The organism is Shewanella sp. 2_MG-2023, assembly GCF_030548905.1.
Lineage (GTDB): Bacteria > Pseudomonadota > Gammaproteobacteria > Enterobacterales > Shewanellaceae > Shewanella > Shewanella electrodiphila.
The window spans coordinates 39,137-58,079 of record NZ_JAUOSO010000008.1; the positions used below are offsets into that span (position 1 = coordinate 39,137).

Below are 18,943 nucleotides of genomic sequence, written 5' to 3' on the forward strand. Positions count from 1 at the left end.
AAACCCGTGGTACAAGCCATTTAATGGCATTAATTTCAATCATGTTAAATGTCTAAGACAAACAAAATAGTTATAAATCTTTAATAAGCAAGGTGGCATAATGTATGTTGATAATTTTCTGGCTTAAATGTCGGTATTTTCTAAGGAATTCCCTTTGAGTAATAAAAAATTAGTACAACATACAAGCTTAACTAAAGCACAGCTCGATACCGTCATTACCATTGCCAAGCAGGCAGGTGACGCGATTATGCAAGTGTATTCAAAGCCTGACTTGCAAATTGAGCAAAAGCAAGATGACAGCCCAGTTACGGCAGCCGATATCGCCAGCCATAATGTGATTGTCGCTGAACTTGAAAAACATTTTGTTGATATACCAGTGATGAGTGAAGAAGCTGCTGATATTGATTGGAATGTAAGAAGAAACTGGCCAACCTATTGGTTAATTGATCCATTAGATGGCACCAAAGAATTTATTAAACGCAATGGCGAGTTTACGGTCAACATTGCGCTTATCCATAACGGCAAAGCCGTGGCGGGTGTCGTGTACGCCCCTGTATTAAATAAATGCTACTCAGGCCTCTTAGGCGAGGGTGCATGGTTAGAAAGTAACGCAAAGCAGCAAGTGTTGGATATCAGTCAGCAACAGATTAATGATAAGCCTATTGTGGTCGGTAGCCGTTCACATATTAGCCCTGGCCTTGCTGAATACGTTGCTAATATCGGCGACCACCAAATGCAAAGTGTGGGGAGTTCGCTGAAGTTTTGCTTAGTTGCTGAAGGCAATGCAGATGTTTATCCACGTTTAGGCTTAACTAGCGAGTGGGATACTGGTGCGGCGCAAGCGGTATTAGAAAGTGCGGGTGGTCAGGTGCTTATTTACCCTGAACTCACACCGCTTGAGTACAACCAAAAAGAAAATATTTTAAATCCGTATTTTATAGCAGCATCACCAAAATGGTTTGAGCGTACATAGCTTAGTATTGTTTATTGGCTAACATATTTGTGTGTATTAAAGTGGTAGCACACAGAGATTAAGTCATTAAACATCCTATGAACCATCATGGTTGCAGCATCAAATGCGTATCGAATGACAGATTATAATTAAATGGAGACTAAAGCTATGATGCGCATGGGTGTTGATCTTGGCGGGACAAAAATTGAATTAGTGGCATTAGCTGAAGATGGTAGCGAATTGTTTCGTAAACGTGTTCCTACCCCGAGAAATTATCCTGATACCTTAGATGCCATTATTGGTTTAGTAGATGAGGCTGAAGCTGATACTCAACAAAAAGGCTCGGTTGGCGTTGGGATCCCTGGAGTGGTTTCACCCTTTACAGGGTTAGTTAAAAACTCAAATTCTACTTGGATTAATGGCCATCCATTAGATAAAGATTTAAGTGCACGTCTTGATAGAGAAGTGCGCATTGCAAATGATGCAAACTGTTTTGCTGTATCTGAAGCCGTTGATGGCGCAGCTGCAGGTAAAGGTGTGGTCTTTGGGGTTATTATTGGCACTGGTTGTGGCGGCGGTTTATCGATAAATGGTCGAGTGCATGCTGGCGGCAATGGTATTGCAGGTGAGTGGGGACATAATCCACTGCCTTGGATGACATCTGATGAATTCAACTCCACTTCATGTTTTTGTGGCAATAAAGATTGTATTGAAACTTTTATATCGGGCACGGGTTGGGTACGAGATTTTCGCCGATCAGGCGGCGTGGCAGACAGTGGTATTCAAATTTCACAAATGATGGCAGAAGGTGATCCGTTAGCGACCCAAGCATTTGTTCGTTATATAGACCGTTTAGCACGTTCATTAGCGCATCTGATTAATATGTTAGACCCTGATGTGATTGTATTAGGCGGTGGGGTGTCAAATATTGATGCAATCTATACTGAGCTACCAAAAGTGTTACCTAAATACGTAGTCGGCCGTGAGTGCAACACAATTGTGGTTAAGAATGAATTTGGCGCTTCATCAGGTGTACGTGGCGCTGCATGGTTGTGGGGCAAAGAGTAACACTTAATTGGTCCTCATCAATTAATAAGCTTTGCCAGTATAAATTGCTGATATTAAGGTGCTCTGTGAGCACCTTTTTTATTGGGTTTATTTGCAAAATCTAATTGAATATCGGTAATTTTCGCAATCTGCTGTCGCAAAAGATACAATACAGCTAATTTACTTTAGCCCCTTCTAATTGAGCAGGTAAACAGCAGATGAAATTGATGTTTTGGTTTAAAAAAGGCCTGTCGCAATTTGTAATGCCGGTGCCGTTTATTTTAATTTGTTTATTGTTCGCACTTTTTATTTGGCGTTTTCAGGCTAAAAAATTTAAGTCATTTGGCCAGTTATGTTTATTGGTTGGCATATCGAGCTTAATGCTATTAAGTAACTCTTTTATTTCTGCCAACCTCGCGAACAGTTTAGAGTCAAGATATCCAGTTAACGAGTTACCGTTGACACAAATTAGTCATGATGCTTGTTTTGTGATGGTACTGGGATCTGCCCATCGAGAAAATAACGCTATCAGTGCAGTTCAGCAATTATCGGCTACTGCTTTATCAAGACTTTCTGAGGGCATTAGGCAACTGTCGCTTTCAGATACACAGTGTACTTTAGTGGTGAGTGGCTGGAGTGGCGGCTTAACCCCAACACCACATGCCATCATCATGAAACAAGCGGCAATTGAGCTAGGCGTTAGCGAAGATAGCATCGTCACTTTCCCTGATGCACTTGATACCATCGAAGAAGCACGTTCAATGAAAAGCATTGTTGGTAAAAAACCATTTATTTTAGTGACATCAGCGACCCATATACCTCGCTCGATGATGATTTTCACTGCTAATGAGCTCTCACCGGTTGCTGCACCAACTAATTTTTTAAGCTCTCCAGGTTACTGGTGGCGTTTTAGTGCTGAAAACCTATTTATTTCACAACGCTCCATTCACGAGTATATCGGCATGCTATGGATAAAAGTTAAAGGGTTAGTCACCAATGTCTAATGAAACAAACCTAGATGATAAAACATTATTAATCAGCCCATTTGGCAAGCGAAATGGCATCACATTGAGTGTTTTTGGCGCAATAGCGCTGATTATCAGCCTAGTATTGTTTATCAATGCCCAACATCTTTTTGGTATCGGCATTGTGTTATTTGGTTTTGGCAGTGTGAGTTTAATATTAGGGATAGCCAAAGTTAATCAGCCTAAGGCAAGCTTTAAACTGACCGAGACGGGACTAGATTACTTTCATCAACGTGGCACAGTGCACATTAGTTGGGACAATATTCAACGTGTTGATGTATCTAGAGTGACACAAAACCTTGAGTTAATTGAACTGCCTTATATTGGTTTTAAATTAAAGCAAATTAATCCGATTTTAGATTGTATTTCACCGAGGTTGGCAACGGGGTTATTAGGGGAACAACGTCCGCTATTAATGACCGCTGCGACACAAGATGAAGATTTACAGAGTCTAGAAACGTATCTTGGGGCTGAATTTACCCCATTAGTGGTGAACGGTGATCGCTATCGAGGTGTATTAGCGATGTTTGGGCATCGTTGTCAAACCCTAGAAAGTCATTTGGGGTTTCATCTGTATATTTCGATTGATAGTCTTGATAGACCACCCGCAGAGTTCGTTGAGCTACTTCGCGAGTGGCAGCAAGTGCATTTTATCAATACAAACGATAACTAAATTATTAGTTTTTAACTGTCAGTTACGCGTTAACTGCTGACAGCTGAGGGTTATCAGTTGATTTATCAGCTTCTGGACTAACCACCTTTTCATTAAGCAAGCTCTTGTGTTCTAGGCTTTCGTCATAGGCTTTACGGTAGCCAATAAACTGCCCATTATCTAATATTTCCATACGTTTACTGTACACTTCACCGTCAAAGGTTCCCGTGTTAGTAATCGAAAGCTTCTCACAAGTAATATTGCCATTTATTAAGCCTGAAACGGTGGCTTCAACACAGACAACGCCGCCTGTAATCACGCCAGAAGGTTCTACAGTTACATTGCCTGATGCACGAATTTCACCATTGATTTTACCCGCGATGAGTACATCTCCAGCGACTTTAATATTACCCGTTAATTCACAATCATTAGCGATGAAACTTAAGTTACTGGTAGGGCTTTTTTTACTAAACATGTAGGCTCTCTTTTTTCGCAAATTAGTCCACTATATATAAGCGACCGAAATGGCTTTATTATAAAAATTAACATTAATATAACGGCAAATAAAATCAAAAAAAACCATTATATTTTGACGACACTGACTTTTTCTGACACTGCTCAGTAGAAATCACCATTAATCGCCGATTTTTGACTCATTGATACTAATTGACACTGATGGACAAGGCGAAACACAAGCGCCGCATCCAGTACAAGCTTCAGTATCAATAATTGGTTTTGGTACCTGTCCAACCGCCATCTTAAAACTAATCGCTCCTGGGTCGCATGCATCTTTACAGCTTTGACACCAAACCCCTTTATAGGTCAAACAAGAGTCATTAATAGTCGCTTTAATCGTCCATGGTTGCTCTTGAGCTAGGTCAAAAATGGGCTCTTTACACACAGTGGCACACTGCTGACAAAAGGTGCATTCATCTTCAGTAAATTTGATTTCCGGAAAACCGCCGTCGCCTTTAATTAATACCTTGGTCTCGCATGCGTCGATGCAGGCATTACAGCGGGTGCACTCATCGGTAAATTCAATATCAGACTTTACCCAAGGTGGTCTTTGCGCATCAAACTTTTTACGACGAAACAAGTTTCTGCGACTGTGATTAATTGATTGGCTCATATTTCTTCCGGTAACACAAAATAGATTAAGTTAGGCTAATCGTTATAACCATTAGGGTTCTTAGATTGCCACAACCAACTGCTTTCAACCATTGATTCAAGCGTGTGCAATGGTTGCCAGTCTAATTCTTCATAAGCAAGGCTTGCATCGGCAAAATATGCTGCAAGATCGCCATCACGGCGTGGGGCAAAACGATAGGGGATCTGTTTACCGCTGACCAGTTCAAACGCTTTAATGATTTCGATAACACTGTAGCCCCTTCCTGTACCTAAGTTATAGGTCACTATGCCAGGTTGCTCTGATAACTTTTGTAACGCTTTTAAATGACCTTGAGCTAAATCAACGACATGAATGTAATCGCGAATTCCGGTGCCATCTGGTGTTAGATAATCATTACCGAATATTTTTAGCTCAGGGATATTCCCCACAGCAACTTGGCAGATAAATGGCATTAAATTATTGGGTATATCAGCTGGATCTTCACCAATTAAACCACTTTGATGGGCGCCAACCGGGTTAAAGTATCTCAGTACGGCAATATTCCACTGATTATCGGCCACCTGTAAGTCTCGTAACAGTTGTTCAACCATTAATTTTGACTGCCCATAAGGATTGGTTGCACCTGTGCTGAAGTCTTCACGAATAGGTAAACCTTCAGGGATGCCATAAACGGTCGCGGACGAACTGAACACCAGCTGTTTTACGTTATGCTCAGCCATCACTTGGCATAAAATAATGGTGCCAGTGACATTGGTTTCGTAATACTGCAGAGGCTTAATAACAGACTCACCTACAGCTTTAAGACCTGCAAAATGAATCACAGATTCAATAGGGTGATCGGTAAAAATCTTATGTAGTAGGGCTTTATTAAGCACACTGCCTTGGTAAAAAACACAGGCTTTACCAGTTATGGTTTCGATACGCTCAAGGGCGTTAACGTTGGCGTTCGATAGATTATCTACGATAATGACTTGCTGATCGGCATTCAAAAGTTCAACAACAGTATGGCTTCCTATGTACCCAGCACCGCCTGTAACTAAAATTGCCATGGTCTTTCCTTAACGCTGTCGTACGACAAACTATTCGATTGAATTATACAATTAAACTTATTGTACTGAAGTTATCGAGCTGAATATAACATTTGTTGTCTTTTATCTATTTTAGCGTCTCAGCTAGAAGTTAAAGCAAAATGCCAACAAAGTAATTTTGAAGTTATCGCCTCGTTTGTCAAACATTAACTACATTTTAGTTTGTTGATTTTAAAAGAGTAATTTTCTAATTATGGTAACTTGTAGTGAATAGTTTACGTTTGTTGCTACCACATGGACCAAGAATAAACCCTGAGGTTGTTAACAAATTTGAAACCTTAGCACACTATGAAGGGAGAGCAGTTTACGTAAAGTGACACTTATGAGCAAAGCAACAAACTATACCGCTAAGATCCCTGACAATCAGGGCTATATTCAATACACAGATGAAGAACATGATGTATGGCATCAACTGTATCAGCGACAAGCCATCAATATGCCTGGCCGCGCTTGTGATGCCTACATGCAAGGATTGGATGCTTTGGCTATGCCAAGCAACCGAGTGCCACAATTAAAAGAAATCGATAAGGTGCTACTTGAGGCAACTGGCTGGACAACGGCTGGCGTGCCTGCACTTATTTCATTCGGAAAGTTCTTTGAGCTGCTGGCAAATAAACAATTCCCAGTGGCGACATTCATTCGTACTAAGGAAGAGTTTGATTACTTACAAGAGCCCGATATTTTTCATGAAATCTTTGGTCATTGCCCATTATTAACCAACCCTTCATTTGCGCGTTTTTCGCATATTTATGGTCAATTAGGGTTAGCTGCGACAAAAGAAGAGAGAGTCTTTTTAGCGAGACTTTATTGGTTCACTGTAGAGTTTGGCTTAGTAAAAGGTGCTGATGGCGAATTGAATATTTATGGCGGCGGCATTTTAAGCTCTCCCGGTGAGACCTTATATGCATTAAGCGATGAACCTGAGCGTAAGCCATTTGATCTGATTGAAGTGCTAAGAACGCCATACCGCATCGATATCATGCAGCCTGTTTATTACGTCATCGACAGTGTTGATTATCTTGATGAAATTGCCAAGATGGATATTATGGCAGCCGTGACTGAAGCACGTAAGTTGGGACTGCTTGAACCCAAATTTGCACCTAAAACCATTGCCAGTTAAGCGACAGAATTAAATTTAATAAGAATAAATTACTTTACCCAGGAGTTGTTATGTCTGATTTATCAGAGTTGAAATGTGAAGCTTGCCAAATTGATGCCCCAAAAGTAACTGAGCAAGAAATGGTTGAGTTCAGTAAAATGGTACCTGAATGGCGTGTTGAAAATCGCGATGGTATTAATCAACTAGAACGCGTGTATAAGTTTAAAAACTTCAAACTTGCGATGGTTTTTACTAATCAATTAGCCGAGCTTGCTGAAGCAGAATTTCATCACCCAGGAATTTTAACTGAATGGGGAAAAGTCACGGTAACGTGGTGGTCACATTCAATAAAAGGCTTACATAAGAATGATTTCATCATGGCGGCGAAAACAGACCAGTTAATTGGTTAATTATCTTCATCATGAATTTCAGCAGGTTACGTTAACGTAACCTGCTGAAATACTTCCCCTGTTACAATTCCACTGTAAACAACACTTGCCACACGCCTCATAACCTTTTAACGTATCGCTCACAAATAAAGAAGGATGGTATTTCTCATTATTTTTAAATGAGATTTTCATTAATCCTCGTATATTCCAGAAAAAATGACTGATAGGGAATAGTTGTATATGCGTTTGGAAGTGAGCTGTTTAGATCGCATCGGCCTTGCGAAAGATATTCTCGAAGTGCTAGAAAATTATGGCATTAACTTAATCGCAATTGATGCCAGTAACCGGGGATTTCTATACTTACAATTTGCTGAAATCGGTTTCGAAACCTTAAGCGAATTAATGCCTCTTATTCGTAAAGTAGAAAGCGTACATGATGTTCGTACTGTCTCGTTTATGCCCTCAGAGCAAGAACATTATGCGTTAAAAACCTTATTAAAAACCTTACCTGATTCTGTGTTCTCCATAAACGCTAAAGGACGTATTCGTATTGTAAACGAGTCGGCTTTATTGACGTTAAATATGCAAGAACATGAAGTGATTGATGAGTCGTTAAATCATTGGGTGCAAGGATTTAACTTTTCGCGTTGGTTAACCGAAGCCCCAGTGCTTGCACAAGCTACACGGGTTCAAATTGGTACCAATGAATACTTAGCCGAAATGCTGCCGATTTATCTACCCGATGAAAATAATGCCAGCATTCTTGCGGGCGCAGTGGTGTCACTTAAATCTCCAGCAAGAGTCGGTAAGCAATTCAATGCATTACAGAATCAAACCACTGGTTTTGATAATGTATTGGCTGTTAGCGATAAAATGAAAGATGTGCTTAAGCAAGCTAAGCGAATGGCGCAACTTGATGCACCGTTACTCATCACCGGTGAAACAGGCACTGGTAAAGAGTTAATGGCGAAAGCCAGCCATGATGCCAGCATGCGACGTGAACACCCTTTTATCCCAATTAATTGCGCCGCGCTCCCAGACAGTGTTGCCGAAGAAGAGTTATTTGGCTTTGTTTCTAATGAAGGCCAAGTCGTTAAACGCGGTTTGTTTGAAGAAGCAAAGGGCGGTACGGTATTTTTAGATGAAATTGCTGAAATGTCGAAAGCGGCGCAAGTTAAATTACTGCGTCTGTTGCAAGACGGTACATTTAGACGTATTGGCGGTGATGAAGAAGTGCGTGCTGATGTACGTATTATTTGTTCAACCCAGAAGAATTTAGCTGAGTTATGTCAATCAGGTGAGTTTAGAGAGGATTTATATTATCGCATTCACGTCTTGAGTTATCACATGCCATCATTGCGTGAGCGTAAAGTCGATGTTATACCGTTAACGGAGATGTTCTTAGAGCATTACAGCCAGCAACTCTCTAGTCCGCTTCGACGTATTTCTGCCAGTTGTCGTGATTATCTGTTCACTTACGCTTGGCCTGGCAATGTTCGCCAATTAAAAAATGCGATATTTAGAGCTGTTTCAATGTGGGATGGCTCTGCGGAGTTAACCGTTGAACAATTAAAACTGCCATCTTATGCAGAAGGTTTTGGTTACTTTGACGAAGAGTTCGAAGGCAGTTTAGATCAAGCCATGAAAGAATATGAAGCAAGCTTACTAAGGCGCTTATATCCTGCTTACCCAAGTACGCGTCAGTTGGCGAAAAAACTGGGGGTTTCCCACACCGCAATTGCTAATAAATTACGAGATTACAAAATTACCAAAAAACGATAATTAGCGGTAAAGGTCAATGTGTAGAAACTGAGACTCAAATCTTGTGTAACGATTTAATGCCAGCAATACGCTGGCATTGTCGTGTTTTCAAGACGTTTATTGCTTTAATTGGCATTATCTTGAGCAATGTATCAAAAGGTTTACAAAACCTAGACTACCTTGCAAAAATGTGATTTGCCTCACGCTATATTAATTTGGCTAAGCTTAAGGTATTTCTAGCCTTAAGAAGGCTATTTTTGTTGGTATTAACCTGCGATGTGTATCGGTTAAAAGTGGAACATAAGCTATGTTTTATTGAGCTACACACTCAGCAGTGATGACAATTTTATTTATTTGATATCAACTTTATTTGTACCTATTTAGGAGTCAGAATGAAACTTGCAAGTTATAACAACGGTCGCCGCGATGGCCAGCTGATGTTGGTTAGCAAAGATTTAACTAAAACCGTTGCAGTACCTGCTATTGCGAAAACAATGCAACAATTACTTGATGCATGGGATTTACTGAATCCTCAGCTACAAGAGCTGTATGAAGCGTTGAATGCGGGTCAAATGGATAATGCAGTGGATTTTGACGAAGCACGTTGTTTATCGCCTTTACCACGCGCATATCAATGGGCTGATGGCAGTGCTTATGTAAACCATGTGGAATTAGTGCGTAAAGCCCGTGGCGCTGAAATGCCAGAAACATTCTGGACTGACCCACTGGTTTATCAAGGTGGTTCTGATTGCTTTATTGGCCCTAAAGCTGATATTGAAATGGCCAGTGAAGAATACGGTATTGATTTTGAATCTGAAATAGCAGTGATCACTGATGATGTAAAAATGGGCGTTGGCGCTGAAAATGCACAGCAACACATAAAATTATTGATGCTGGTTAATGACGTTTCACTGCGTAACCTTATTCCAGGTGAACTCGCTAAAGGGTTTGGCTTTTTCCAATCTAAGCCATCAAGCGCATTTTCGCCAGTGGCGATTACCCCTGATGAATTAGGTGAAAAATGGCAAGACAGTAAAGTCCATTTACCACTTGTTACCCATCTAAATGGTGAGCTGTTTGGTCGTCCAAATGCTGGTGTTGATATGACATTTGATTTCAGTCAATTAGTGGCTCATGTCGCTAAAACTCGCCCACTATGTGCTGGCGCTGTGATTGGTTCAGGCACAATTTCGAACTATGACCGTAGTGCAGGTTCAAGCTGTTTAGCTGAAAAGCGCATGTTAGAAATCATTGCCGATGGCAAGCCTAGCACACCATTTATGCGTTTTGGCGATACAGTGCGCATCGAAATGTTCGATGACAATGACAGCAGCATATTCGGTTCGATTGATCAGAAAGTTGTTGAATATAAAGGCTAGTACCTTTAGTTGTATATCATTAAGATAAGATATTTACCAAAAAGCAATAGCGATTCGTTATTGCTTTTTTAATATGAGTGATATTTTGCGTAGATATAATGTCGGCAAAAGTAATAAGGAAAGACGATGAAGCTTTATGGATATTGGCGCTCAAGCGCAGCCTACCGAGTTAGAATTGCACTTAATTTAAAACAACTAACCGCTGAGCATGTTTCAGTCCATTTAGTTAACAATGGTGGGGAGCAACATACTGCATCTTTCGAACGTTTGAACCCACAGAACTTGGTACCGGCTTTAATTGATATTGGCGAACATGGTGATTTTTGCATTACACAATCTATGGCGATTATTGAATACTTAGATGAAAGTTACCCGCAATCTCCACTATTGCCTGAACGTCACCAAGAAAGAGCAATTGTACGCGCGATGGCGCAAACATTAGCCTGCGAAGTTCATCCGCTGGATAACTTAAGGGTGTTGAAATATTTAGTTAATGACATGAATGTCACCGAAGAAAATAAAATGGTGTGGTATCACCATTGGATCCACCTCGGTTTTAAAGCACTAGAAGCACAATTAGATAAACATGCAGGGCAATTCTGTTTTGGCGATTCGGTCACAATGGCAGACTTATGCTTAATACCGCAAGTGTATAACGCCAGACGTTTTAACGTCGATATGGCAGCATATCCCAATATTTTACGTATTGATAAAGCGTGTACTGATCTGGCAGCGTTCGATGCGGCATCTCCAGAAAAACAACACGATGCAACTTAATAGCTAAAGCGTTTTCTATAACTAAATCACAATGTAAAAAAGAACCACATCAAGCTGAGGTGTTTGGTTCTTTATCACCCACAACCAATCTATATTTGCTTCCTCATTGGTATTCCAAGCCTATGCTTGTGCTCTTGTTAATTAAGCCTGTCATTTCACAAGCGTTTCACATCGGATGGCGTAAGTTTTCTTCACTAAAATATCTACAAGGAATTCTAATGAAGTTTAAATATTTGCTCATTGTGTTGTCTCTTGGTATCAGTTTTCAGTTAGCCGCTAATGACAATGCTCAACATGTACAAAGTAGCTTGTTTGAAAACCCTCGCTATTTGCAAACAACAATTGCAACAGCAATTGAACACCTTGAACAAACTCGTCGAAAAGAATGGTCGTATGAAGTATCGCGCTTTGAAAATGAAGAGGGTAATGTCACTAGCAGTCTTGAGCGCTTTACCCCGCACAAAGACATTTCTCAGCGGTGGTCACTCGAATTAATCAATGGCCAATTGCCGACTAAACAGCAAACTAGTGATTTTATAGCGGGCAAAGTAGAGTCCGCTGAAAATAAAGACAATGGCCATAATATATCGATTAAACCAACAGATTTGATTCAGCAAGGCAGTTTAACCTTTGCTGCTGAAGATGAATTCAAGCTGCAAGCAAACTTTAATGTATACCTTAAAAAGCTAGGTGAGGAGGGCAGTAAAAAACTCCATGGCCAATTAATTTACGATAAAAACAACCAGTTTATTGAAACCTTGATTATTACTAATACGGAATCATTTTCTCCAATGTTTAGCGCCAAAATAACCGATTTTAAATTAGTATTTAGCTTCATTAAATTGCAAGAGTCAGTGTTGCTATATCAAAACCAACTGGCAATGAAAGGCCATTTTGCCTTTTTTACCGACATTGATGAAACCTCAACTGATACCTTTTCAGATTATCAATACATTGGTGCGCGTTAATAATCATAGAATTAACTTAATGTGACTGAGACAGTTGTGCCTTGGTCACTGGTTACTACAAGTTGCCAACCTTGGTGGTCACATAGTCTTTTTACGATAGATAAACCAAAGCCAAAGCCTGTACTTTGACTGCCTTTAATGGCGGGTTCGGTTATTTTATTTGAAATTTCTGCCTCGATACCTGGGCCTGTATCTTTGACAATGATTTGGTTGTCCATGAATAAAATACTGACTTTGCCATGTTCAGTATATTGAAATGCATTACTAATAAGATTGTTGATTAATACTTTTAACATGCCAGCCTGACAAGTGATTGTAATGTTGCATGAGTTGTCTATTTCAACCTCTACCGGCTTATTTGCCAAGATATAATGATTGTTGATCACTGATGCTTCAACCATTGGCATGAGCTTTGTTGCCTCTTGCGTGGCTTGGGTATTTTCTTCGCGAGCAAGTATTAGTAACGTAGAAACAGTTTGCTCCATTTGTTGGCAGGCTTCATTGATTCGATTAAGCACTTGTTTATCTTGATTATTGAGCGTGGCTTTGCACATGTATACTTCAACTGCATTTTTAATGATTGCCAGAGGTGTGCGTAATTCGTGACTGGTGTCTCTGGTAAAACATTTTTCTCGCTCTAATGCATTGCTCATATTTTTTAGTGTGCGTTCTAAGGTTGTCGCTAAAATACCAATCTCGTTATTCGGATAATGGTGAGCAAATTTTTCTGGAATATTTTCAGGCGCAACACCGTTAACTAATTGCGCTAATTGTTTTAAAGGTCGAGTCGTTCTTCTTCCCATCAACCATGCAATGAGGCACGCACTTATGGTGACTATAAGTGTGCTCATTAGAAGAAACTTGATTATCTCGCCTCTTATGGGGCGTACTAACAAGTCGGCGCTTACCTCAGCAACAAGAAATGTATTTGGTTGTTCGGTGAGTGTGTGTAAGTGGTAATGGCGATTGTTATGTCCGTAAAACTCTTTACGTCTAGGTTCAGCAATTGAGGTTTGTCGAATATCTTCAGGGAAGCTTTCTTTTGAGAAATACAGCTGCATATTACCTTGCCTTGTTGATGGCCACTGTCCCGTACTCTGGTATACCTGATTTAAGTATTCCGCTTCTTGAACAATGGTTTTTTCAATGAAACTGTCCTCCAAGGTATACATTAAAATAAAGGCTATAGAACTAAAAACCAGTGATAGTGCTAAAGTAAACATGCAAAAAATGATGACGATTCGTCGACTTAAACTATGAAATCTACCTGTATTGTTAGTCATAAGATTAATCTCGAACTGGAATGTGAAGTGAAAAACCGACACCGTGTATTGTTTTTAACAGCGGTTGTGAAAATGGTTTATCAAGCACTGTACGTAATTGATAGATATGTGAGCGTATCGCATCTGATTCTGTTGGGCTATCGCCCCAGAGTTTATGACTTAGCTCTGAGCGACTGACCACTTGCGGGTAAGCTTCGGCTAGAATGATTAAAATACGATAGCCCATAGAGTGAAGTGCCAATATTTTACCATCTCGTTGAATTTCTTTTTGTTTTCTGTTGATAGATAAAGGGCCGATATGGATTACATCCTTGGTTTGTAATAAGTGCCGCCTTGAAAGAGCGAGGCAACGTACTTCTAATTCTTGCAATGAAAATGGTTTAGTAAGGTAGTCATCAGCACCGACTGTAAAACCAGATACTTTATCTTCAACACTGTCGCGTGCAGTAAGCATCAGGATAGGGATATAGCGGTCAGCTTTTTCTCTTATCTGCTGGCACACTTCAAGGCCGTCCATTGTGGGTAAATTTAAATCAAGAATAATCAAATCGTAGTATTGCTCTAGTGCCAATGATAAACCTTGTTTACCTTGAGTCGCAAAATCAAAAATATGTCCTTTTGACTCCATGTAATCAGCTATGTTGTTAGCGATATTAAGCTGATCTTCTACCAGTAAAATATTCAGTGAATTGGCCTTTTGCGTCATGAACACTCCGATTATTCTTGATGACTAAAAGTAACTTATTATAAAGACAGGGTTTTTAACAAGTCTAATGCGGGTTTAAAGTCAGGTTTTTTCGTAAGTAACTGCTTCAAAGTTGAGACGGCAGCTTCATGCTTATCGAGTTCAACTTGGGTATTGGCTATTTTCATATCGAGACTAGGCTTGTTGATAGCTTCTTGCCCCAGCTTCATTAAGGTTAATGCGTTTTCACGCTGCTGATTGGTTGTTGCAACTTTTAGGTAGTAAAAACCATACATACCAACTAAAGGTAATTGGTACTGCGACTGTTCGCTGTTGAGCTTAGCAATAGCTTGCTTATTACCTGCGATTATTTCGGCAATGACCGCCATTGTCTTATCTTCTTTGTCTTGCTTAATTTGTTGTGGAGCTATTCCTAAAGAACGAACCAATTCAGTTGCGACAGCAATGGTTGAACTTGGATTTTGCCCTGTCATTAAACGACCATCAACAGTCACATGGCTTAGCATGATTTCGCTTGATTGAAACAGGCCACCGCGTTCAACTAACTTATCTTCAAGTAAAAACTCAAAGTCATTAATCCATTTTGAACTAAATAAATGTTCTTCTTGATTGGTAAACCCATTAACGGCTTTGTTTGCTACTAAATATTGACCGTTATCGAGTTTCACATTAACGAGTGCAGCAGGTCCGTGACATACGGCAGCAACTGAACCTTGCTGCTGATACACATCAGCGATTAATTGCTGTAATGCTTGGTTCTTTGGAAAATCAAACATGGCTCCTTTTCCGCCAACGATGAAAATACCATCGTAGTGGCTTGCAGAAAGCGACTTCACTTTTAAGGTATGACTTAGTTTTTCCATTGCCTTATTGTCGTTTAATACTGCTGCATTAAAAGGTTTGGCAGGGTCGTATTGGTCGGCTTCAACATTTCCTCCCTTTGGGCTCGCAACATCAATGGCAATGCCATGTTGTTTAAACACTAAATAGGCTTTACTGAATTCATCAAACTCATAGCCTGGGCTGACTTTACCTTGTTGCTCGCCATAGCTGGTCACTACCATGAGCACTTTTTTCTGTGAAGGCATGGCAAATGAAAAGGTGGAAATAACGAGAGTGGCAAGTGCGAGAGCTTGGATGAGTTGTTTTTTAAAGTGGTACATAATGTTTCCTCCATTAGGTTGCCTATATATTGGCAACCTTGATGTGAAACAGATGTGAAACCCCAATGTTGTTGGTTCATATTAATGCTGTTAGTTCATATTAACAGCGATTAGCTCTTGCTAAGCGACATTCGTTTTCAGTTAGCGCTATTCGTTTCCACTTAACACTATTCGTTACCACTTAGCGCGATTAATTCTCTGCTAATAATTGTCGAATAGATGTTTTTAAACTTTTGCGGCTGGCGTAAATACCAAATGATGTCACTAGGGCTAATATTAAGGTGAGTGTTGCCAGCAGCCACCAGAAATTAGGTTGGTAAGCAATTGAAAATTGCGATTGGTAAATCATCATGCCTGCGAGGTAAGTGCCAGAAATCGCCCCAAGAGCTGCAATTGCAGCGGTAAATAACCATTCAATGATATTGAGTTTTAAACAGGTAGGTTTGTTAAAACCAAAACTCATGATAATACTGTTCTTTTTCTTTTCTTTGTCTTCTAACGTTTGAACTGAGGCCAAAATAACCACACTGGCTAGAATGATGATGAGCAGTGAAAACCCACTGATTACTTGGGTTACCATTGCCAGAATACGATCAAAGCGTTCGGTCATTTCTTTTAGTGAAACCATGCGCAATGTGGGGTGTTTTTGCCACAGTTGATTTAATAAAGGCCATTGAGTTTGGCTCAGCTCGATACTTGCCATATTAAAAATTGGTGCATGAATGTGGTCAATTGCTGCGGTTGGCATTTGCAGCCAGAAAGTAATCGAACCTCCGCCAGAGCGATAAACATGGCTGGCGACAATGGTAAAATCAATGGCTTGTTGGTTTATAAATAGGGTAAAACGATCACCTATGTTCAAACCAAGATCTGTCATTATTTCTTGTTCAACAGAAATCTGCTGCCAATTTTCAGTGTTTTCAGCCCACCAGCTACCTTCAACTATGCGGTTATTAGCTGGTATATCTTGACTCCAATGTAGCCTAATAGCACGGCCTAAAGTCGATAAGCTATCACTTGGTTTTTGGCTAAATTCATCTAATGGTGTGTCATTTATTTTTATTAGTTTGGCGCGTAAATAGGGCTTAACTTGGCGTATTTCAATGTTTTCAGTCGACGCAAGTTGCTCAATATCTAGCATCTGAGTTTGCGTTGCTTGGGAAATAAGCAGGTTGCCATCATGCTGGCGCTGATAGGCAGACATTGTGTTTCCGAGGTCTTTTAAAAGCATTAAGGTAAATAGCAGTAAAAAAGTGCATAAGCCAATACCTAGTATTTGGGTGCTTTTTGCTAGTAATCGCTGTTTCATCATGAATAAGGTGAATGGAACTAAGCCAGAGAACCTCTGCGACACTTTTTCACCTATTGTTAAGCTCAACCAGCTGATGATGATCATCAAACATATGCTGACCGCGATTGAAGATACCACCATCGCAGTCAATAAGCCGTTGTCTGAATAGGCAAAGGCGATGGCACATAAAACAACGACACTGCTTATTTTAGTTAGCAACAAGTTGCTGTCTGTTTTAGGGGGATTAACCAACTGAGCAACGGTGGACGATTTTAAAGACAGCCATACGGGTAACTGCATTATCATTAAAATAATGGCCATTGCCGCCACAGATTTTATTGCAAGCCAAGTGTTCCATTGCCAAGTGATTTCAACAAATGTTGCTTGTAACCATATTACCACCGCACCATAGAACAATGCCGAAACCACCAATACTGCGGGTAAGAGTGTTGCGAAACTCAAACACCACTTAACCACTGAAAGCTGAATACAGCTTTTTAACGAACTTCCTAAACTTAAGCAAATTGCAGAAAAATACTGCTCTTTATGGATTTGTGTTTGGCTTAACTGTTCAAGGGCGATGGCTGCCATAAAGAATAAGATAATCGATGTTAAACCAATAAAATTTTCCGTACGTTTCCAAAATAATGCAAGCGGATGAGCCCCTTGTTTATGATGGAGTTGTGCCCCAGGTAAATTGTCTTTTTGCCATTGAATAAGTGCTGTGCTTTGTTGTTTGTTGGCTGTAATAAGATAGCGGTATTGTACCTGTTCAGCTGGGAAGCCAAGCTTAGTGATATCTGCAGCGTTTATCATCGCGCGCATATCAACATTATGGCCCTCCATTAATCTGTCTGGTTCATGGACCAAGACTTTAGCGACCAAAAATGATTGCTCTGCCAATGTTAGATACTCGCCAACATTGACAGACAAACCAACAAGCAATCTTGCATCTAGCCATATTTCGCCAATATTAGGCCCTGAATATACGCCTTGCACATCACCTTGCGGGCTGTCTGCAATAGACAGTTGCCCCTGTAATGGGTAGCCATCACCAACGGCCTTTATTTGGGCTCGTTGCCACAAACCATTATGGGTTAGGGTGGATGATACTTGTTGAGTGACTACTAGAGCTCGAGCAATATTTTCAATTTCTTGCAGTTGATTATTGTTCAAAGATTCTTGCTGAGTAATGACAACATCGGCGCCTAATAGGTTCTGTAAATTCTCATGTAAGTAGCTTTGAACCGTATCGCTGCTTTGGCTTAACGCAATAATAAAAACCATTAACAAGCCTTGGATAAACCGAAGGTACTTTTGGTGAGCCAGTGTCTTTTCCTGTTGAAAAAAGTGAACTGCAAGTTTTATATTTGCACTGTTCATGACACCGCCTCTAATTGCTCAATGGCGGTTGCTATACCGTGTCCATCTGCTAATGAAAATATATGCTCGGCTCTATTGGCAAGGGCGTGACTGTGGGTTACAAGGATTAAGCCAGCATTGTTTTCCTGACAGCAATCAAAGAGTAAATCCGCAATTTCAGTCGCATTATGCTGATCTAAATTGCCGGTAGGTTCGTCAGCAAAGATAAATTTAGGTTCAAAGACTAATGCCCTTGCAATTGCCACTCGTTGTTGTTCACCACCACTAAGTTGCTGGGGTTTGTGAGCTAAACGATGGCTTAAACCTACTTTATCGAGCCACGTTTTTGCTTTAGTCAGTGCTTGCTTATCACCACGTAGTTTGAGCGGTAATGCAACGTTATTAAGTGCGGTTAATTCAGGTAATAAATGAAACTGCTGGAAAATAAAGCCTATATTTTCGCGCAGTAAAGTTAGCGATTTTTTTTGCCCGTTTTCAACGTATGTGCAACTACCTGAGCTGGGATTTTCTAAGCCAGACATCAACATTAACAAGCTTGACTTTCCCGTTCCTGAAGGCCCAGTGATGGCGTAAGACTGACCTTGATTAATGGTTAAGTTGAGATTGTTGAATAGTTCGACCTTGGTTTCTTCTGCCGAGAATGATTGGCTAACATTTTTTAAGGCGATGTGATTGCTCATAGTAAGTCTCATTAAATGCTTATAATGTTTGATACTGTATGGCTTAGTTCGTGAAACGAATGTGAAATGAATTAGCACATCAAATAAGAGGTGGGTAAGTTAGCTCGTAAGCATTATCTAAAAAAATGAATGATTACATTAATATGGATGTTTGCTTATTAGTAATGGGTA

The 18,943-nt window shown here is 40.2% G+C and carries 18 protein-coding genes; 10 read left to right on the top strand and 8 right to left on the bottom strand.

Annotated elements, in window-relative coordinates:
* Nucleotides 1–154: 154 nt before the first annotated feature.
* The 4 genes from cysQ to Q4600_RS09685 all read left to right on the top strand — a co-directional run bounded on the left by cysQ (nt 155) and on the right by Q4600_RS09685 (nt 3,697).
* Nucleotides 155–973 carry a 3'(2'),5'-bisphosphate nucleotidase CysQ gene (cysQ, locus tag Q4600_RS09670; protein ID WP_303515753.1) on the top strand — a complete coding sequence of 273 codons (819 nt, stop codon included), beginning with the start codon at nt 155–157 and terminating at the stop codon, nt 971–973.
* A gap of 147 nt (nt 974–1,120) precedes the next feature.
* Nucleotides 1,121–2,020, top strand: coding sequence for a fructokinase (gene mak, locus Q4600_RS09675; RefSeq protein ID WP_303516026.1), 900 nt, complete (start codon nt 1,121–1,123; stop codon nt 2,018–2,020).
* 197 nt (nt 2,021–2,217) lie between these two features.
* The gene (locus Q4600_RS09680; RefSeq protein WP_303515755.1) at nt 2,218–3,003 is read left to right on the top strand and encodes an ElyC/SanA/YdcF family protein; all 786 of its coding nucleotides are present in this window, start codon (nt 2,218–2,220) and stop codon (nt 3,001–3,003) included.
* Entirely contained in the window at nt 2,996–3,697 is a 702-nt protein-coding gene (locus Q4600_RS09685) for a DUF2982 domain-containing protein (protein WP_229368893.1), read from the top strand. The genes Q4600_RS09680 and Q4600_RS09685 overlap by 8 nt, the downstream gene beginning before the upstream one ends.
* Nucleotides 3,698–3,719: 22 nt before the next feature.
* Here the strand turns inward: Q4600_RS09685 and Q4600_RS09690 are convergent, their stop codons facing one another.
* From Q4600_RS09690 to galE, 3 genes are all read right to left on the bottom strand, one after another.
* Nucleotides 3,720–4,151: a polymer-forming cytoskeletal protein gene (locus tag Q4600_RS09690; protein ID WP_303515760.1), complete on the bottom strand. Its 432-nt coding sequence runs from the start codon at nt 4,149–4,151 to the stop codon at nt 3,720–3,722.
* Between the two features lie 159 nt (nt 4,152–4,310).
* Nucleotides 4,311–4,805, bottom strand: coding sequence for a ferredoxin-type protein NapF (gene napF / locus Q4600_RS09695; RefSeq protein ID WP_303515761.1), 495 nt, complete (start codon nt 4,803–4,805; stop codon nt 4,311–4,313).
* A 35-nt stretch (nt 4,806–4,840) separates the two neighbouring features.
* Nucleotides 4,841–5,854 (bottom strand): UDP-glucose 4-epimerase GalE, encoded by a 1,014-nt coding sequence (gene galE / locus Q4600_RS09700; protein WP_303515764.1) that lies wholly within the window; start codon nt 5,852–5,854, stop codon nt 4,841–4,843.
* Nucleotides 5,855–6,215: 361 nt separating this feature from the next.
* On the opposite strand from galE, the gene phhA reads away from it, so the two are divergent.
* The 6 genes from phhA (at nt 6,216) to Q4600_RS09730 (ending at nt 12,266) form a co-directional block, all read left to right on the top strand.
* A complete protein-coding gene (gene phhA, locus Q4600_RS09705) occupies nt 6,216–7,013 on the top strand; it encodes a phenylalanine 4-monooxygenase (protein WP_198589506.1) in 798 nt (265 codons plus the stop codon).
* A 50-nt stretch (nt 7,014–7,063) separates the two neighbouring features.
* Entirely contained in the window at nt 7,064–7,402 is a 339-nt protein-coding gene (locus tag Q4600_RS09710; RefSeq protein WP_102526296.1) for a 4a-hydroxytetrahydrobiopterin dehydratase, read from the top strand.
* Nucleotides 7,403–7,621: 219 nt separating this feature from the next.
* Nucleotides 7,622–9,163, top strand: coding sequence for a transcriptional regulator TyrR (gene tyrR, locus Q4600_RS09715; RefSeq protein ID WP_102526297.1), 1,542 nt, complete (start codon nt 7,622–7,624; stop codon nt 9,161–9,163).
* Between the two features lie 371 nt (nt 9,164–9,534).
* The gene (locus tag Q4600_RS09720) at nt 9,535–10,521 is read left to right on the top strand and encodes a fumarylacetoacetate hydrolase family protein (RefSeq protein WP_102526298.1); all 987 of its coding nucleotides are present in this window, start codon (nt 9,535–9,537) and stop codon (nt 10,519–10,521) included.
* A 126-nt stretch (nt 10,522–10,647) separates the two neighbouring features.
* Nucleotides 10,648–11,298, top strand: coding sequence for a maleylacetoacetate isomerase (gene maiA / locus Q4600_RS09725; RefSeq protein ID WP_303515769.1), 651 nt, complete (start codon nt 10,648–10,650; stop codon nt 11,296–11,298).
* A gap of 218 nt (nt 11,299–11,516) precedes the next feature.
* Nucleotides 11,517–12,266 carry a hypothetical protein gene (locus Q4600_RS09730; RefSeq protein ID WP_303515772.1) on the top strand — a complete coding sequence of 250 codons (750 nt, stop codon included), beginning with the start codon at nt 11,517–11,519 and terminating at the stop codon, nt 12,264–12,266.
* Nucleotides 12,267–12,277: 11 nt separating this feature from the next.
* Here Q4600_RS09730 and Q4600_RS09735 read toward each other — a convergent pair whose 3' ends face one another.
* From Q4600_RS09735 to Q4600_RS09755, 5 genes are all read right to left on the bottom strand, one after another.
* Nucleotides 12,278–13,438: a HAMP domain-containing sensor histidine kinase gene (locus tag Q4600_RS09735; protein WP_303515775.1), complete on the bottom strand. Its 1,161-nt coding sequence runs from the start codon at nt 13,436–13,438 to the stop codon at nt 12,278–12,280.
* Nucleotides 13,439–13,553: 115 nt separating this feature from the next.
* Nucleotides 13,554–14,255, bottom strand: a complete 702-nt coding sequence (locus Q4600_RS09740; protein ID WP_303515777.1) for a response regulator transcription factor — start codon at nt 14,253–14,255, stop codon at nt 13,554–13,556.
* Nucleotides 14,256–14,293: 38 nt separating this feature from the next.
* On the bottom strand, nt 14,294–15,418 hold the full coding sequence (locus tag Q4600_RS09745) for a type 1 glutamine amidotransferase domain-containing protein (protein WP_303515780.1): 1,125 nt from the start codon (nt 15,416–15,418) through the stop codon (nt 14,294–14,296).
* Between the two features lie 190 nt (nt 15,419–15,608).
* Entirely contained in the window at nt 15,609–18,092 is a 2,484-nt protein-coding gene (locus Q4600_RS09750; RefSeq protein WP_303515783.1) for an ABC transporter permease, read from the bottom strand.
* The gene (locus Q4600_RS09755) at nt 18,089–18,772 is read right to left on the bottom strand and encodes an ABC transporter ATP-binding protein (RefSeq protein WP_303515786.1); all 684 of its coding nucleotides are present in this window, start codon (nt 18,770–18,772) and stop codon (nt 18,089–18,091) included. Before Q4600_RS09755 ends, Q4600_RS09750 begins: the two co-directional genes overlap by 4 nt.
* Nucleotides 18,773–18,943 lie beyond the last annotated feature (171 nt).

Excerpts from the sequence above, each read along its gene's own strand:
- mak (WP_303516026.1), top strand. The coding sequence starts at position 1,121 with ATGATGCGCATGGGTGTTGATCTTGGCGGGACAAAAATTGAATTAGTG.
- Q4600_RS09680 (WP_303515755.1), top strand. The coding sequence starts at position 2,218 with ATGAAATTGATGTTTTGGTTTAAAAAAGGCCTGTCGCAATTTGTAATG.
- Q4600_RS09685 (WP_229368893.1), top strand. The coding sequence starts at position 2,996 with ATGTCTAATGAAACAAACCTAGATGATAAAACATTATTAATCAGCCCA.
- Q4600_RS09690 (WP_303515760.1), bottom strand. The coding sequence starts at position 4,151 with ATGTTTAGTAAAAAAAGCCCTACCAGTAACTTAAGTTTCATCGCTAAT.
- napF (WP_303515761.1), bottom strand. The coding sequence starts at position 4,805 with ATGAGCCAATCAATTAATCACAGTCGCAGAAACTTGTTTCGTCGTAAA.
- galE (WP_303515764.1), bottom strand. The coding sequence starts at position 5,854 with ATGGCAATTTTAGTTACAGGCGGTGCTGGGTACATAGGAAGCCATACT.
- phhA (WP_198589506.1), top strand. The coding sequence starts at position 6,216 with ATGAGCAAAGCAACAAACTATACCGCTAAGATCCCTGACAATCAGGGC.
- Q4600_RS09710 (WP_102526296.1), top strand. The coding sequence starts at position 7,064 with ATGTCTGATTTATCAGAGTTGAAATGTGAAGCTTGCCAAATTGATGCC.
- tyrR (WP_102526297.1), top strand. The coding sequence starts at position 7,622 with ATGCGTTTGGAAGTGAGCTGTTTAGATCGCATCGGCCTTGCGAAAGAT.
- Q4600_RS09720 (WP_102526298.1), top strand. The coding sequence starts at position 9,535 with ATGAAACTTGCAAGTTATAACAACGGTCGCCGCGATGGCCAGCTGATG.
- maiA (WP_303515769.1), top strand. The coding sequence starts at position 10,648 with ATGAAGCTTTATGGATATTGGCGCTCAAGCGCAGCCTACCGAGTTAGA.
- Q4600_RS09730 (WP_303515772.1), top strand. The coding sequence starts at position 11,517 with ATGAAGTTTAAATATTTGCTCATTGTGTTGTCTCTTGGTATCAGTTTT.
- Q4600_RS09735 (WP_303515775.1), bottom strand. The coding sequence starts at position 13,438 with ATGTATACCTTGGAGGACAGTTTCATTGAAAAAACCATTGTTCAAGAA.
- Q4600_RS09740 (WP_303515777.1), bottom strand. The coding sequence starts at position 14,255 with ATGACGCAAAAGGCCAATTCACTGAATATTTTACTGGTAGAAGATCAG.
- Q4600_RS09745 (WP_303515780.1), bottom strand. The coding sequence starts at position 15,418 with ATGTACCACTTTAAAAAACAACTCATCCAAGCTCTCGCACTTGCCACT.
- Q4600_RS09750 (WP_303515783.1), bottom strand. The coding sequence starts at position 18,092 with ATGAACAGTGCAAATATAAAACTTGCAGTTCACTTTTTTCAACAGGAA.
- Q4600_RS09755 (WP_303515786.1), bottom strand. The coding sequence starts at position 18,772 with ATGAGCAATCACATCGCCTTAAAAAATGTTAGCCAATCATTCTCGGCA.